Genomic DNA, 15,989 nt, shown 5'->3' with positions numbered 1-15,989 from the left:
GTGACCAACGTCACCAACTTCGGTGCCTTTATCGATATCGGCGTTCACCAGGATGGCCTGGTGCACATCTCCGCCCTGTCCAACACCTTTGTGAAAGATCCCCGCGAAGTGGTCAAGGCTGGCGATGTGGTGAAAGTCAAAGTGATGGAAGTGGATGTGCCGCGCAAACGCATCGGCCTGTCCATGCGCCTTGACGATGAGCCGGGTGAGAAAACCGACGGCCCCAAAGGCGGCCCGCGCCGCGCGCCGAAATCAAACGGTGGCCAGAACCGTCAGGGCAACCGTGGTGGCCAGGGTGCCGGCATGGGCAGTATGGGTGCCTTGTTGCAGGAAGCGTTGAAGAAGAAGTAAGGGCGGTTCAACCAAACGGCGCGCGTTGTGTGCCGTTTGGTTGGGGACGGCCACCGGTGGTTACGGCGGATGCGGGCTGCGCCCTTATCCGCCCTACGCGTGTCTATACCGCTGCGCCCGGCCGTAGGGCGGATAAGCCGAAGGCGCATCCGCCGTAACAAGGTTAGTGATTAATACTGACGGATCATGGTCCAGCGTTGGTTGGTGCCGCCGGTGCTGTTCCACTGCAGGATGTTGGCGCCGTTGGCAGTGCTTTTTCCTTCCACATCCAGCACCATGCCGCTCAGTACCGATTCAACTTCCACGTAGTTACCCGCCGGGTTGATCTGCCAACGCTGGCCGGCGCTGCCCCAGTAGTCCCACTGGGCGATATTGGCACCCGCTGAGGTACTGCCTTCCCACACATCCATGCCCTTCAGGCTGAGGCCGTTGATCAGGCTGTATTCACCGGTGCCGTGGTCCACCACATACCATTTCTGGTGCAGGCCACCATTATCCTCGTACTGCACGACGTTGCCACCGTTGGCGGTATCGGCATTGGCAATCTCCAACAGCTTGCCACTGAGCTGGGACTCGAACTGATAAAGCCCCTCGCTCACCCCACCACAACTGGTGATGGAACTGAAGTTGTGGGTCATTGAGGGCCAGCCGCCGGAGAAGGTCATGCGCTGAATATCCAGCTTGGCATTGCCGCCGTCATTCAGATCGTAGTAATGAGTGGTGACGTAGTTACAACCGTCCTGCTTGAGCACGCCGATATGGCCGGGGCCTTTGCGCTTGCCGTCTTCGTTGGGCAACAGGTTTCGCTCGCCGGTATAGGGGCCAAACACGCTGGTGGAGCGGGCCACCTGCACTTCATAGGTACTGTCCGCGCCCCGACAGCAGAGACCACGGGTGAAGAACAGGTAGTAGTAATCGCCGTTGCGGGTAATGTACGGCGCTTCAATGGACTGGTGGCCGCCGCCATAAATCTTGGTGACGGCGCTGGCGAGCTTACCGGTATTCTGATTGATTTCCGCTACACCCAGGCCGCCGAACCAGGAGCCGTAGGACATATACACCTTGCCGTCGTGATCGCGGAACAGGGCCGCATCAATCGCATTAATCTCTTCCGATCCGCCATAGGACTGCACCACCACACCCAGGTCCTGCCAGTTGGGGTTCTTCAACGACGGGGTGCGCACCACGCCGATGGCGGAACGGGAGCTGCCGAAGGTGGAGACGGAGTAGTAGACGTAGTAATAGTCGCCCATCTGGATGGCATCCGGCGCCCAGAAGTGGCCTTCAAAGCCGGGCACCGCGTCGTTGATCCAGGCCGGCCAGGAGCTGCCGAAAATATCGCCGGGGTTATCCCAGTGGACCAGATCGGTGGACCGGGAGTACCAGACGCCGTTGCCGGTGGTGAAATGGAAGTAGGTATCCCCATCACGCACCAGTGTAGAGGGGTCATGGGAGTTGGTAATGCCGGTCAGGTCCAGTGCCAGGGCGGGAGTAGCTCCCAACAGCAGGGCAACCAGGCCGAGGCGGCGCAGGGTCGGTAGTAAACGGAGTATCGTTGTTCTCATGGGTCACCTATTTATGCTTATGGTTAGTGGGTCCATTCGTATTATTATCCTATCATCGTTCGAAATTTAGGTTATCAAGGTTGGGCCGGGGCGGACAAGGATTTGTAATACAATTTTTGAATAGATGAGGTATCTGTTATTTCGATAATTTTGGGTGGCACAACTGGAAACGAGTTTAGGTTACGGCGGATGCGGGGTTATACCGCTGCGCTCGGCTCCTACGCAATCTGATCTGGCATTCGATGGTTGGCTCGTTGGGTTACGGCGGATGCGCGCTGCGCGCTTATCCGCCCTACGCGGGCATTCGATGACTGGATAGCTGGTTGTGGTTGGGTTGGATTGCGGGCACAATCGCCCTCCCCCGCCGATGAATACGCAGCCTGGTAGAGAATTGAATGGCGATTAACTGGTTTCCCGGACATATGCATAAGGCCCGCAAGGAGATTGCGGAGGTAATGGCCCATATGGATGTGGTCATTGAGGTGCTCGATGCCCGTATCCCCTACTCCAGCAAGAATCCGATGATTCCCGCGCTGCGCGGCGACAAGCCGTGCATCAAACTGCTCAATAAGGCCGACCTGGCGGACCCGGCCATGACCGAGCGCTGGGTGGCCCACCTGGAGCAGGAACAGGGCGTGACCGCCCTACCCGTCACGCACCGCAAGCCCGAGAGCATTCGTCGACTGCTGGTGCAGATTCAGGACATTCTGGCGGACCGGAACCTGAGCGCACGCAACACCCAGGCGATGATCATGGGGATTCCGAACGTGGGCAAATCCACCCTGATCAATATCCTCGCCGGGCGCAAGATTGCCAAAACCGGCAACGAAGCCGGGGTCACCAAATCCCAGCAACGAATCAAACTGGACAACCGGGTGGTGCTGACCGACACCCCGGGGTTTCTGTGGCCCAAACTGAATCCGCCCAGTTGCGGATACCGACTGGCCGCCACGGGGGCGATCAAGGAGAAGATCTTCGACTACCCGGAAGTGGCACTGTTTACCGTGGCCTATCTGGGCCAGCAATACCCCGAGGCGCTCAAGGCCCGCTACCGGCTCACGGAGCTTCCCGAAGACGACCTGGAGCTGCTGGAAAGCATCGGCCGGGCTCGGGGTACGGTGCGCAAGGGCGGCCAGGTGGACCTGGAGAAAGTCTCCGCGCTGCTGATCAGTGAACTGCGGGACGGGGTTCTCGGCCCCATTACGCTGGAAACGCCGGAGATGACCGAACGCGAAGAGGCCGAAGCCCGGGAGGCCGACGAACGGGCCAAAATCGAAAAGGAAGAAAAAGCCAAGCTGCGCCGTCAGCGGGCGCGCAAAAACCGGCGTTGACGCTTGGGTGAGCTGTTATCGAGCAGTCGTGAAATCGGCATCAACTGCGGCACATTTTCACAGACGATCTTGAAGCTCGCCAGCAAGGGAACCGCCATTAGCGCTCCCGCCACACCCCATAACCAGCCCCAGGCCACTACCGAGATAAACACTGCGGTGGGTGTAACGGCCAACCGCCGCCCGATCACCATCGGCGTAATCATGTGCCCCTCGGTAACCGACAGTGCCATGTACACCCCCGGCACCAGCAAGGCCTGGGGAATGCTCGGGAAGGTGGCGAGTCCGACCAGCGTGAGAATCCCGGCCATCACGACCGCGCCAACGTACGGCGCGAAATTGAAACAGGTGGCCATGATGCCCCACAGCAGAGCGTTCTCCACGCCGAGCAGCTTCATTGCCAGCGCCACACAGGCACCCAGCGTAATATTGATCACCGTAATGGTCGCCAGATAGCGTGAAATGTCCTGGCGAATGCGGTACGCAATGCGCACGATGCGGCGACGCGAACCGAGATTAGCTCCCAATTGTGTCGCCTTGCGCAGAAAGCGGTCACCCGCAGCGAGCAGAAAGTAAGTCAGAAAAACCACGATGGTCAGCCCGGCCAACAGCGTCGGCAGGTTGGCCAGGACAAAAGAACCCAGGGTACTTTCCCGTTCGACCTTGACCTCAACCGGGGTCATCTTGTCGCCATCCCCGAGGATGTAAAGCTGACGCACTTCCTCGGTCACCGCCTGAAGGTTTGACAGCGGACCGCTGAACTCCGAGAGCTTTTCGCGAAACCCGCGTACCACGTCGGGAATATTCTGCAACCACTGCTCGGCGGGTTCAATCAATAACAGGAAGATCAGTACCACACCGTAAACCAACAGCCCCATCAACACCAGAGCCGAGAGCGTGGGAGGAATGCCGTAGCGCTGGCCATAGCGAATGACCGGCGCGAGCAGCGCGCTCAGTAACCACGCCATGGTGATCGGGATCAGAATCGGAGAAGCGACATGCAGCGCCGCCACCAGGGCGATCGTCGCCAGCACCAGTAAGGCAATCAGTTGGAAATGGGGCAGACCAAAGTGCGAGGAAAAGGGTTTGAACATGAGGTGGATGAATCCTTACACCAGCAGGTGGGCCCACAATTGGCGGGCCAGTCGCATCACCGGAAGCGTGCGTACCGCCCTGGCCATCCGGCCGCCAAAACGCCCGGTCAGGAAGCCGGCCGAAAAACAACCCGCCACTGCCCAGCCCCCTTGCAGATGCGTTTCCAGCCCCGCACGCGCCTCGTGACGAAGTGCATTGAGCACCCGACGCTCATGGTGAATGGCGGAGGACAAACGAGCCACTTCCCGGCTCTGGCGCTTGAGGAGTAATGCGGTAATCATGACGCGGCTTCCGTTTCCTTTGTGGGCGTTTCCGGGGTTTCGTCATCACTGGCCACTCGCGCAAAGGCGCGTCGAGTTTCCGGAAAACGCAACCAGCGCAACAAGCGACGGAGCTGCCCGCGCAGATACACGACCATGACGCACTGGGCGAGCACCAACCCGGCGGCAATCCAGCCCCAGTGTACGCCAGCCTGCCAGGCCAGGTAGCTGACCACCGCCAGCAACAGCACCCAGACCAGCATCAGAGTCATGGCCAACAGAATGCTCACCAGCAGAATCAGCGCCAGGCTTCTGGCCGCCAGGCGAGCCTCAGCTTTGAACAACGCCCAGCGGTCGATCCAGGTCTGACGAATCAGAATGACCATGGCGGTCGCCAGGTCCAGGAGAGACGACTCCGGAGGTGACTCACTCGCCGCATCGTTTACCGACTCTGCGCTACCCTCTTCGCCGTCTGCATGGAGTCCTGCTCCGCCATGGTCCCGGGATCTTGTCTGCTCGCCTTCGCGCATTCAGTGCCCCGAACTAGCGGCGAAGCAGATTGGCAACAATCAGGCCCGCTGCAAAAGCGATACCTGCCGTCATCAACGGATTTTCCCGGGCGTAGTCCCGTGCACTGGAAACCGACCCTTCCACCTGTGCCCGCACCTCTTCCTGCTTCTCGGTCCAGCTCTGCTGGCCCTGATTGGCGGCACCGCGCAAGCGCTCTTCCGTTTTGGCCACACGCTCGGATAAACGATCGATCGCTTCGTGTGCCGCTGCAACGGTTTTTTCGGTGAAGGGAGCGCCCGTTTCGGCGCCATTTTCTGTGGTACTTTTTTCAGCGGTACTTTTGGATGATGTTGCCATTTCAGCCTCCTTTTGGCGTCATGCCAGAGTAGTGGCAGCAAGTAATGTGACCGTTGCGGCACTTTACTTGAGGCACTCATAACATGAGGACCTCACGCAGCACCACAGGGCTCCATTCACTAGCTTAACACCTTTTTGGGGCCCGGGTGTGAGCACCCCTATTCAAAACCGGTCAAGAGGACCGGGGCACGTCCATTCGGCACCCAAGTCCTCTGGAGGTTCCTCAGGAGGCACGCCATTCGGCGTCACTATCGGGAATCGCTTCGGCATCGGCCAGCTCACCGTGCAGGCGCTCACCCTCGGCGGCACGGGGTTTGGCAAAGCGCGCCAGGCCGAGATACACCACCGGCGTAAGGAACAGGGTGAACAGCGCGGCCAAGCCCAGCCCGCCAAAAATGACCCAGCCGATGGCCCAGCGGGATTCCGCCCCGGGACCGGAACTGAGGATCAGCGGCAGGCCGCCGAGTACGGTCGACATCAGGGTCATGGCGATGGGGCGCAGACGTACCAGAGCAGCAGTGCGCACGGCGCTGTACACATCGTGCCCCAGATCCCGTAGCTGATCGGCAAATTCGACCAGCAGAATGCCGTTTTTGGCCATCAGACCGATCAACATCACCAGCCCGATCTGGGAATAGATATTGATGCTGGTGCCGGTAATCAAAATGGCCAGAATCGCCGCTGCAATGCCAAACGGCACCGTGACCATGACAATCAGAGCACTGGTAAAACTTTCAAACTGGGCGCATAACACCAGGAACACCACCACCAGTGCAATGATGTAGGTCAGCGCCACCTCTCGCGAAGTTTCATCGAGAGTTTGAGCCTCACCCTGAAAAATCAACCCGATGCCCCGCGGCAATGTATCGGCCGCAACGGCCCGCACATCGTCCACCGCGGTCTGAAGGGGATACTCCGAGTCCAGTTGAAACTCAATTTCAATCGACCGCCGCTGCGCATTGCGCTCCAGTTCCGCAGCGATATTTTCCTCGGTCAGGGTCACGACGCTGGACAGAGGCAGCAACTCGCCGGTACTTGAACTGATGTACAGATTCAGCAGGTCATCGGGACTGCGAATCTGACCGGTAGCGGACTCCAGAATAATGGGGATGGCTTCGTCGCCAACGCTCAGATCGACCAGATCATAACCATCAACCATTGCCCGCAAAGTAGCGGAAATATCGGCCAGCTCGACACCCAACTCGGAGGCGCGGCGTCGATCGACATTGATGGATAGCTGCGGCTTGTTGGGATCGTAGTCAAGGTCGGGATCAGAAATATGGTCGTAACGGGTTTCCACTTCCTTGATGAAGCTCTGCGCCGCCTGGTAAATCTCATCGTAGTCCGGTCCCGTCAGGGCCAACTCGATGGTTGACCCCTGACCACCGCCACCGCGAATGTTCAGACTGTTACCGGCGCCAACCCAGCTGGTCACACCGGGCAGCTCTTTCAGCTTGGGCTCAATCTCAGCGGCAATGGCCTGCTGATTCCGGCTGCGCTCGCTCCAGTCCGCCAGGGGCAGAACAAACAGGGCGCGATTCGGGTCACGCCAACCGAGAATGGAAAAGGCCAACCGGGCTTCTCCGGATGCCACAATCGGCTGAACAATTTCGCTGACCTGCCCTGCCTGGCGTTCAATGTAATCCAGACCTACGCCTTCAGGTCCATTGATACCAATGTAGATCACACCCCGGTCTTCGCTGGGCACCAGCTCTTTGGGTACCTGTGTGTAGGCATAACCGGCCAACGCGACAATCAGCAAAGCAATACCGAAAGTGGTCCAGGCGTAACGCAACGCATGATCGACCATCCAGCTATAGACGCCCACCATCCGGTTGCCAAACCCGGTAAGCTTGTTTCGAAACGGGTGGGGCTGACCCTCTCGCTCCGGAGATATCCGCGCTGCTGCCGCGGGAACCAGTGACAGGGCGACGAAGGAGGAAATCGCAACGGCGATGGACAGAACAAAACCAAACTCCCGAAACAGCCGCCCCGCGGTGCTGGGCAAAATGGCAATCGGTACAAATACCGACACCAGAACGGCCGTGGTCGCGACGACGGCGAAGAACACCTGGCGGGTCCCGAGCACGGCGGCGGCCCGCGCACCCAGGCCCTGCCCACGACGGCGCTGAATATTTTCCAGTACCACAATGGCATCATCCACAACCAGCCCGGTGGCCAATACCAGAGCCAGCAGCGTCAGAATATTGATGGAGAAACCCAGCGCCCAGATGGCGGCCACAGTACCGATCAGTGCAATCGGAATGGCCAGGCTCGGCACCAGGGTGACCCGGAAGGAGCCAATGAACAACCAGATGGTGCCGATCACAATCGCCACCGTCAGCAATAGGCTGGTAATGACCTCTTTCACCGAGCCGCGAATGAACGTGGCATTATCTTCGGTGATGGTCAGCTCAACGTCGGTCAGACGCTCGTCCAGTGGTCCGAGGATCTCGCGAATGCCATTGGAAATTTCCAGCGTGTTCGACTGGGCCTGTCGAATCACACCCATACCCACAACAGGCTGGCCGTTGAACCGCACCAGTGAATCGGCATCACGCGGGGTATAAAACACCCGGGCGATATCCCCGACCCGAGTGTTGCCCTCGACGATAATACTTCGAATATCTTCTTCCGTGGTCGCCGTCGCATCGGCCCTGACCAGCAATTCCTGATCGCTGGAGCGATAGCTACCGCTGGGCACATCGTAGGGTGCGTTGCGCAAGGCATTGGCCACATCGGTCACGCCCAATCCGAAACTGGCCAGCTTCATTGGGTCCATCACCACCCGGACGATACGATTGCGCCCCCCGAACACCTGAACATCGGCCACTCCGGTGACCGAGATCAATTCGGGAATGATGTCCCGCTCAATTCGCTGGGTCAGTTCAGTCTCGCTCAGTGAATCACTGATGGCGGCGATATTGATGATTGACTGGGCATCGGGGTCGGCCTTGACCACCGTCAGTTGTTCCACATCTTCCGGCAGTTCACGTTGCACACGGCTGACCGCTTCGCGGACTTCAGAGGCCACATCATTCAGATCCACGCCCGCATTGAACTCGAGCGACATCCGGAAGTTGCCCTCTTCACTGTCCGAGCGGACGGAGCGCAAACCGGTCACGCGTGCCACAGCCCCCTCCACGACAGAGGTGACTTCCGCGTCCATGGTTTCTGGCGAGGCACCCGGATAATTGCCGTTGACACTGACATAGGGGTAGTCGATATTCGGAAGCTCACGCACTTCCACGGCAAGAATGGCGGCCGCGCCGGCAAGGGCAATCAGCAGGTTGATGACCAGTACCAGAATCGGGCGGCGAATACTCAGACTGGGGAGGTCATTGACTTCCTGAATGTCAGCCCGGTTTTTTTCATCGCTCACGACTCTTCTCCTTCCTCTGATTCTCCAGAGTCCCGATAGGCGCCGTCATTCTCGCCCAGTTCGGCGTTCAAGGGGCGAACGTCCATGCCCGAACGAACGATATGCACACCTTCGGTAATGATCGGGGCGCCCTCTTGCAGGTCAGTTTCAACCAACACGCCGCGTTGATTCCGTTCGATCAGATTGACCGCGACCCGCTGCGCCTTGCCATCCTCGATGGTCCATACATAGGCGCCCTCTCCGCCCCACTGAACGGACACTTCAGGTACTGACAGGTAGCGGTTGCCCTGAAGACTCAGGTTGATCCGGAAGCTCATCCCCGGCAACAGCACGTCATTGGCATTATCGACATGGGCGCGCAACGTGAACGTCCGGCGGACTTCATCCACCCTGGACGACACATCAACAATCGTGCCGGTCGCCTGGGCGAAACTATTACTCCAAGTGGTCACTTCAATGTCCTCACCACGCTGAAGCTTACCCAACAGCAATTCGGGCAATTCAAACCGGACCAACAAGGTGCTGCGATCATCCAGGGTTGTAATAGCGGTATCGGGATCAATCCAGGCACCGGGGTCAAGGTCGGTGAGCCCGACGTAACCGCTGAATGGCGCTCGGATGGTGTGGTAATTTAAATCGACCCGGGCACGCTCCAGCGCAATCCGGGCGCGTTCAACGGCGCTGCGGGCATCATCCAGGTCGGACTGGGTCACGCCGCCGCTCTGTACCGAGCGCTGATAGCGATCGAGCTGACGCTCGGCATCGGCCAATTCCAACTCGGCTGCCTGCACCGCCAGGCGTTCGTCCCGATCGTCCAGGCGGAGCAGCACCTGCCCTTGCTCTACTTTATCCCCCGCCGAAAAATTGACCTCCACCACTTCACCAGACACCGCCGATTCTATCGTGACCGACTTGAGCGCGCGGGATGTTCCCACCGCCTCCAGCGATGTGGTCTCGTAGGCGTACTCTGCTGCCGCCGTCAACACCGGCTGGGGCTTACGCTCCCCCGGCCCGCCACCGGAGCCTCCCGGCTCTTCACCGGAGTCGGAACAGGCAACGGTCACGGAGACCGCCAGAACACCCAATAGGGCGCGACTGGCACGAGAGCAAAACATCGAAATTTTCATAAGCGTCTGATGGTTTTCAGGTCAATTAAGGTCGGGGATTCCCTGGAGGTCAGGGATACTGCTTTGTTATCACAAACGATCATTCGTAAGCATTACAGCCTACGCTAAAATCATACAAATGACGAGATAACGGGGGTTGCGGGCCGAACAGTAAATGTAAAGATTGGTTATCTCACTTAACACTCCCGTGGATATCTTTCGTAAAGGCCGTTAGCCTTGAATCAATAGACACCAACTTGGGGAGCACAACCATGGGCCTGCTAGTCAAAGGCAAGTGGCATGATCAGTGGTACGACACCGAAAAAACCGGTGGGGAATTCATTCGGGAAGACGCCCAGTTCCGCCACTGGGTGACCCGGGACGGCAGCGCCGGCCCCAGCGGTGAGGGCGGCTTCAAAGCCGAGGCGGGGCGCTATCACTTGTACGTGTCCTACGCCTGCCCCTGGGCCCATCGCACCCTGATTTTCCGCGCCCTGCTCGGGCTGGAGGACGTCATCAGCGTCTCGGTGGTGCATCCGCACATGCTGGAAAACGGCTGGGAGTTCCGGGCCGATAAAACCTTCAGCACTGAGGGCCCGGAGCCCTTATACGGTTTTGATTGTATGCATCAGGTGTACACCAAAGCACAACCGGATTACTCCGGCCGGGTGACCGTACCGGTACTCTGGGACAAGCAGCGCGAAACCATCGTCAACAACGAGTCCGCCGAAATCATCCGCATGCTCTCCAGCGGTTTCTGGGATCTGGCCAAAGCACCCCGGGATTTTTATCCGGAAGCAATGCGTTCGGAGATCGATGCGATTAACGAGAAGGTGTATCACAACATCAACAACGGGGTGTACCGCTCCGGTTTTGCCACCCGGCAAGACAAGTATGAGAAAGCCTTTCAGGCACTGTTCGCCGCGTTGGATGATGTGGAAGCGTTACTGGGACAGCAGAAGTTTCTGGCCGGGGACACTCTGACCGAGGCGGACTGGCGGCTGTTCACCACCCTGGTACGATTCGATGCCGTGTATGTGGGTCATTTCAAATGCAACCGGAACCGGATTGCGGACTTCCCGAATCTGTCGAATTACCTGCGTCAGTTGTACCAGGTACCCGGGGTGAAAGAGACGGTGCATCTGGACCATATCAAGCACCATTATTATTACAGCCACGACACCATCAACCCGACCCGGATCGTGCCGGTGGGGCCGGAGTTGGGGTTGGATGCGCCGCATGATCGGGGTGAGGTGTAACAGTTCGTTGTTGATTCACGTTGGGTAACGGCGGATGCGCTTCGCTTATCCGCCCTATGCCATTTGCCGCACTATCCGTAGGGCGGATAAGCCGAAGGCGCATCCGCCGTTACCCATACATCGGTAAGGCCCGCGCAATAATCTCCTTCACCGGCACACCTTTGGGCAAATTACCGTACAACCCGTGCGGCTGCTCAATCCGGCTGGCGATGAAGGCCTCCGCCACGCGCCGATCGCCGTGGCGGAGCAACAATGATGCCTGCAAGGCCACCGCCATCGCCTCGGCCAGACTCCGCGCCCGATACTCCCGCGCCTCCGGCGCCTTGAGCGCCGCCTCCAGGTCGACCACATAGCGGTCCAGCCGGGCATCCACGCCCCGGCTGCGCTGAAACTCGCTGAACAGCGCCTCTCGGGTTTCCGGCTGCTTGTCCAATGCCCGCAGAATATCCAGACACTGCACATTGCCGCTACCCTCCCAGATGGCATTGATCGGCGCCTCCCGGTACAGGCGCGCTGTCATGAATTCGTTCATTACCCCGCTGCCACCCAGACATTCCATGGCCTCGGCGTTGTGCCCGGCCACCCGTTTGCACACCGAGTACTTCCCCAGCGCCGTCGCTAGGCGCAGAAACGCCTGCTCCTGCAGGTCCCGCCGATGGTCGAGGGCCTGAGCCAAACGCATTGCCAAGGTCACGGCGGCATCGCTTTCAATCACCAGGTCCGCCAAAACATTCTGCATCAGCGGTTGCTGCACCAGCGCCCGGCCAAACGCCCGGCGATGCACACAGTGGTGAATCGCCTGCACCACCGCCTGGCGCAGGGCGGCGGCCGAGGCGACGGTGCAATCAAATCGCGTCAGGGCCACCATCTCGATGATGGTCGCCACGCCCCGCCCTTCCTGACCCAACAGCCAACCCTCGGCCCCGCGCAGCTCCACCTCACTGGAGGCATTGGAGACATTGCCGGCCTTGTCTTTCAGCCGCTGCAATAGCAGCGCATTCTTGCCGCCCTCGGAGCGCCAGCGGGGCACCAGAAAACAGGACAGGCCCGCATCGGTCTGCGCCAGCGTCAGAAAACCATCGGAGTTGGGAGCAGACATGAAAAACTTGTGGCCGGTCAACCGATAATGATCACCCTGGGCCCGCGCCCGGGTGGTATTGGCGCGCACATCCGAGCCACCCTGTTTTTCGGTCATGGCCATGCCCAGGGTCAGCCCGGCTTTCTCGCTGAAATGCCGATTGCTGCCGTCGTACTCCCCGGACAACAACTTGGGCACCCAGGTCGCCGGCAGGCCCTCCTGGGCTTTCAGCACCGGAATACCCGCAAAGGTCATGGTGATCGGGCAACCGTGACCCTGCTCCAATTGCGTCTGCAGATAGACGCTGGCGGCCCGGGCGGCATGGGCGCCGGGCTGGGGGTTCTGCCAGGGACTCGCGTGCAGGCCCTCGGCAATGGCCTTGCCCATCAACCGGTGATAGCTCGGGTGATAGTCCACCCAGTCGAACCGATGGCCCCAGCGATCGTGGGTGCGCAGTTCCGGCGGATGGGCATTGGCGTCAAAACCACATTGAATCCACCCCGGATCACCCAGCGCCCGCCCCTGCTCATGCAGCGCGGCTTCGGCCCACCCCGCCCCACCGGTTTTGATCAATTCCTGCAGCGCCACATCCTCCCGGTAGGCGTCATAGCCTTCCAACGGCGGCGGCACGTTGAACACTTCGTGGGTCTCTGTCTGGGAATCGCGCGAGTGGGGCTCGCTCATGGTCACCTCCCGGTAGGCCGGTGGGTCTGGAAGCTGTATAATCGCGGGTTTCACGCCAGCCCGTCATACACGAAGCTTAGTACAGGTTACCGCATGTCTTTGGAAAAAACGTACAACCCCCACGCCATCGAGCGCGAGTGGTATCAGACCTGGGAAGATCGAGGTTACTTCAAGCCCCAGGGCGGAGATGACCCCTACTGCATCATGATTCCGCCGCCGAACGTAACCGGCAGCCTGCACATGGGTCATGGCTTCAACAACGCGGTGATGGACGCGATGATCCGCTATCACCGAATGAAGGGCGACGACACCCTGTGGCAGATGGGCACCGACCACGCCGGCATCGCCACCCAGATGGTGGTGGAGCGGCAACTGGCTGCCGAAGGTCAGGACCGGCACGATCTGGGCCGGGAAAAATTCCTGGAGAAAGTCTGGGAGTGGAAGGCCGAGTCTGGCGGCAACATCACCCGCCAGCTGCGCCGTCTGGGCTCCTCTCTGGATTGGAGCCGCGAGCGCTTCACCATGGATGAGGGCCTGTCCAAAGCCGTTCAGGAAGCGTTTGTGCGCCTGTACGAAGATGGCCTGATTTACCGCGGCAAGCGCCTGGTGAACTGGGACCCGAAACTGCACACCGCCATTTCCGATCTCGAAGTGGAAAACCACGATGAGAAAGGCTTTTTCTGGCACATGCGCTACCCGCTCGCCGACGGCGAAAAGACGGCCGATGGCAAAGACCACCTGGTGGTGGCCACCACCCGCCCGGAAACCATGCTGGGCGATTCGGCCGTGGCCGTGCACCCGGAAGACCAGCGCTACGCCTCACTGGTGGGGAAGTTCATTGAGCTGCCCCTGGTCGGCCGCCGCATTCCGATTATTGCCGATGACTATGTGGATCAGGATTTTGGCACCGGCTGCGTGAAGATCACTCCAGCCCACGACTTCAATGATTACGAAGTGGGCAAACGTCACGACCTGCCCCTGATCAATGTGCTGGATAAAGATGCGGCCATTCTGGGCACCGCTCAGGTATTCAACTATGCCGGTCAGTCTCGCACCGACATCGATACCGGCCTGCCCTCAGAGCTGGCAGGCAAAGATCGCTATGCCGCGCGCGAAGCGATTGTCGAAGCCCTGCAGGCCTCCGACCTGATGGACAAGATCGAAGACCATGCTCTGAAGCAGCCCCGCGGCGACCGCTCCGGTGTAGTGGTGGAACCCTGGCTAACCGACCAGTGGTATGTGAGCACCAAGCCCCTGGCCGAGCCGGCCATTGAGGCGGTGGAAGACGGCCGCATTCAGTTTGTGCCCAAGCAGTACGAGAACATGTACTTTTCCTGGATGCGCGACATTCAGGACTGGTGCATCAGCCGACAGCTCTGGTGGGGCCATCGGATTCCGGCCTGGTACGACGAGAACGGCAAGGTGTATGTGGGCCGCAACGAGGCGGAAATCCGCAGCAAGTACGACCTGCCCCAGAGCGTCAGGCTGGAGCAGGACGAAGACGTACTGGATACCTGGTTCAGCTCGGGTCTGTGGACCTTTTCCACGCTCGGCTGGCCGGAACAGACCGACTTCCTGAAGAAATTCCACCCGACCGACCTGCTGGTGACCGGGTTCGACATCATTTTCTTCTGGGTGGCGCGCATGATCATGCTGACCATGCACCTGATCAAAGATGAAAACGGTAAGCCGCAGGTGCCGTTCGAAACCGTCTACGTGCACGGTCTGGTACGCGACAGTTACGGTCAGAAAATGTCCAAGTCCAAAGGCAACGTGCTGGACCCGCTGGACATCATCGACGGCATTGATCTCGAAAGCCTGGTGGCCAAGCGTACCAAAGGCCTGATGCGCCCGAAAGACGCCCAGAAAATTGAAAAGCAGACCCGCAAGGAATTCCCGGACGGTATTGCCGCCTATGGCACCGACGCCCTGCGTTTTACCTTCTGCTCCCTGGCCTCCACCGGGCGTGACATCAAGTTCGATATGGGCCGGGTGGAAGGCTACCGCAACTTCTGCAACAAAATCTGGAACGCCACCCGCTATGTGCTGATGCAGTGCGAAGGCGAAGACTGCGGTCAGGACGGCGGTGACGTCGCCCTGTCGCTGGCGGACCGGTGGATCATCTCCCGCCTGCAGAACGCTGAGCAAACCGTCACCGAGGCACTGAACACCTACCGCCTCGATCTGGCCGCCCAGGCCCTGTACGAGTTCATCTGGAACGAGTACTGCGACTGGTATCTGGAGCTGTCCAAGCCGGTCCTGTGGGACGAGAATGCCACCGCCGAACAGAAACGCGGCACCCGCCGCACCCTGATCCGCGTGCTGGAAACCACCCTGCGTCTGGCACACCCGCTGATGCCATTCATCACCGAAGAAATCTGGCAGAAGATCAAAGACCTGTCCGGTGCCCAGGGCGAGACCATCATGCTCGCGCCCTACCCCGTGGCCGATGAGCGCAAGGTGGATGCCGAGGCCTCAGCCGATATCGAATGGCTGAAAGCAGTGATCCTGGGCGTGCGTAACATTCGCGGGGAAATGAACATTTCCCCGGCGAAAAAACTGCCGCTGTTTTTCTACAACGGCTCCGATCAGGATCAGCGCCGCCTGAACGACAACCGCCAGTACCTGATCAAAATTGCCGCCCTGGAAGATGTCACCTGGCTGAACCCGGGGGACGAGGCCCCGGTGTCCGCCACAGCACTGGCGGGTAATCTTGAGCTGCTGGTACCCATGGCCGGTCTGATCGACAAGGATGCGGAACTGGAGCGGTTGAACAAGGAAACCGTAAAACTGGAAAAAGACATCCAGAAAACCGAAGGCAAATTGGGCAATGCAAGCTTTGTCGACAAAGCGCCTAAAGAGGTGGTCGATAAAGAGCGCGATCGGTTGGACGGGTTGAAATCCGCGTTGAGTAAGTTGCAGGAGCAGGTACGTCGAATCGAGAGTCTCTGATAATTTTCCTCGACTTTGCGTAGGGCGGATAAGCGAAGCGCATCCGCCGTAAATACCCGTGA

Annotated in this window: 12 protein-coding genes; 4 read left to right on the top strand and 8 right to left on the bottom strand. The window is 59.4% G+C overall.

The annotated features are described in order from the left end of the window. On the top strand, window positions 1-351 hold a 351-nt coding region (locus tag B3520_RS11325; RefSeq protein WP_286876076.1), incomplete at its 5' end, for a S1 RNA-binding domain-containing protein. Between the two features lie 170 nt (window positions 352-521). Here B3520_RS11325 and B3520_RS11320 read toward each other — a convergent pair. After that, window positions 522-1,916: a family 43 glycosylhydrolase gene (locus B3520_RS11320; RefSeq protein WP_286805275.1), complete on the bottom strand. Its 1,395-nt coding sequence runs from the start codon at window positions 1,914-1,916 to the stop codon at window positions 522-524. A 395-nt stretch (window positions 1,917-2,311) separates the two neighbouring features. Between B3520_RS11320 and ylqF the strand changes: the two genes are divergently transcribed. Next, window positions 2,312-3,247, top strand: a complete 936-nt coding sequence (gene ylqF / locus B3520_RS11315; protein ID WP_286805273.1) for a ribosome biogenesis GTPase YlqF — start codon at window positions 2,312-2,314, stop codon at window positions 3,245-3,247. Here ylqF and B3520_RS11310 read toward each other — a convergent pair. The 6 genes from B3520_RS11310 to B3520_RS11285 form a co-directional block, all read right to left on the bottom strand. Then, window positions 3,220-4,338, bottom strand: coding sequence for an AI-2E family transporter (locus B3520_RS11310; RefSeq protein WP_123637060.1), 1,119 nt, complete (start codon window positions 4,336-4,338; stop codon window positions 3,220-3,222). The genes ylqF and B3520_RS11310 overlap by 28 nt on opposite strands. Window positions 4,339-4,353: 15 nt before the next feature. Continuing rightward, window positions 4,354-4,620 carry a hypothetical protein gene (locus B3520_RS11305; protein WP_123637059.1) on the bottom strand — a complete coding sequence of 89 codons (267 nt, stop codon included), beginning with the start codon at window positions 4,618-4,620 and terminating at the stop codon, window positions 4,354-4,356. Beyond that, complete coding sequence (locus B3520_RS11300; protein WP_286876073.1) at window positions 4,617-4,985, bottom strand: hypothetical protein; 369 nt, start codon at window positions 4,983-4,985, stop codon at window positions 4,617-4,619. Before B3520_RS11300 ends, B3520_RS11305 begins: the two co-directional genes overlap by 4 nt. Window positions 4,986-5,142: 157 nt before the next feature. Continuing rightward, the gene (locus B3520_RS11295; protein ID WP_123637057.1) at window positions 5,143-5,466 is read right to left on the bottom strand and encodes a DUF883 family protein; all 324 of its coding nucleotides are present in this window, start codon (window positions 5,464-5,466) and stop codon (window positions 5,143-5,145) included. A 223-nt stretch (window positions 5,467-5,689) separates the two neighbouring features. Beyond that, a complete protein-coding gene (locus B3520_RS11290) occupies window positions 5,690-8,848 on the bottom strand; it encodes an efflux RND transporter permease subunit (protein ID WP_123637056.1) in 3,159 nt (1,052 codons plus the stop codon). Continuing rightward, window positions 8,845-9,975 (bottom strand): efflux RND transporter periplasmic adaptor subunit, encoded by a 1,131-nt coding sequence (locus B3520_RS11285; protein ID WP_286805262.1) that lies wholly within the window; start codon window positions 9,973-9,975, stop codon window positions 8,845-8,847. The genes B3520_RS11290 and B3520_RS11285 overlap by 4 nt, the downstream gene beginning before the upstream one ends. 251 nt (window positions 9,976-10,226) lie before the next feature. Here B3520_RS11285 and B3520_RS11280 point away from each other — a divergent pair, with 251 nt between their 5' ends. After that, window positions 10,227-11,213 carry a glutathione S-transferase family protein gene (locus tag B3520_RS11280; protein WP_123637054.1) on the top strand — a complete coding sequence of 329 codons (987 nt, stop codon included), beginning with the start codon at window positions 10,227-10,229 and terminating at the stop codon, window positions 11,211-11,213. A gap of 109 nt (window positions 11,214-11,322) precedes the next feature. Here the strand turns inward: B3520_RS11280 and B3520_RS11275 are convergent, their stop codons facing one another. After that, complete coding sequence (locus B3520_RS11275) at window positions 11,323-12,975, bottom strand: acyl-CoA dehydrogenase family protein (RefSeq protein ID WP_286876071.1); 1,653 nt, start codon at window positions 12,973-12,975, stop codon at window positions 11,323-11,325. Between the two features lie 99 nt (window positions 12,976-13,074). Here B3520_RS11275 and B3520_RS11270 point away from each other — a divergent pair, with 99 nt between their 5' ends. Next, window positions 13,075-15,927, top strand: a complete 2,853-nt coding sequence (locus B3520_RS11270; protein ID WP_286876080.1) for a valine--tRNA ligase — start codon at window positions 13,075-13,077, stop codon at window positions 15,925-15,927. The last annotated feature ends 62 nt before the right edge of the window (window positions 15,928-15,989 follow it).

Origin of the sequence: Marinimicrobium sp. UBA4509, from assembly GCF_002388575.1 — a bacterium.
Classification (GTDB): domain Bacteria; phylum Pseudomonadota; class Gammaproteobacteria; order Pseudomonadales; family Cellvibrionaceae; genus Marinimicrobium; species Marinimicrobium koreense.
This window is presented reverse-complemented; position numbering and strand designations above follow the sequence as displayed.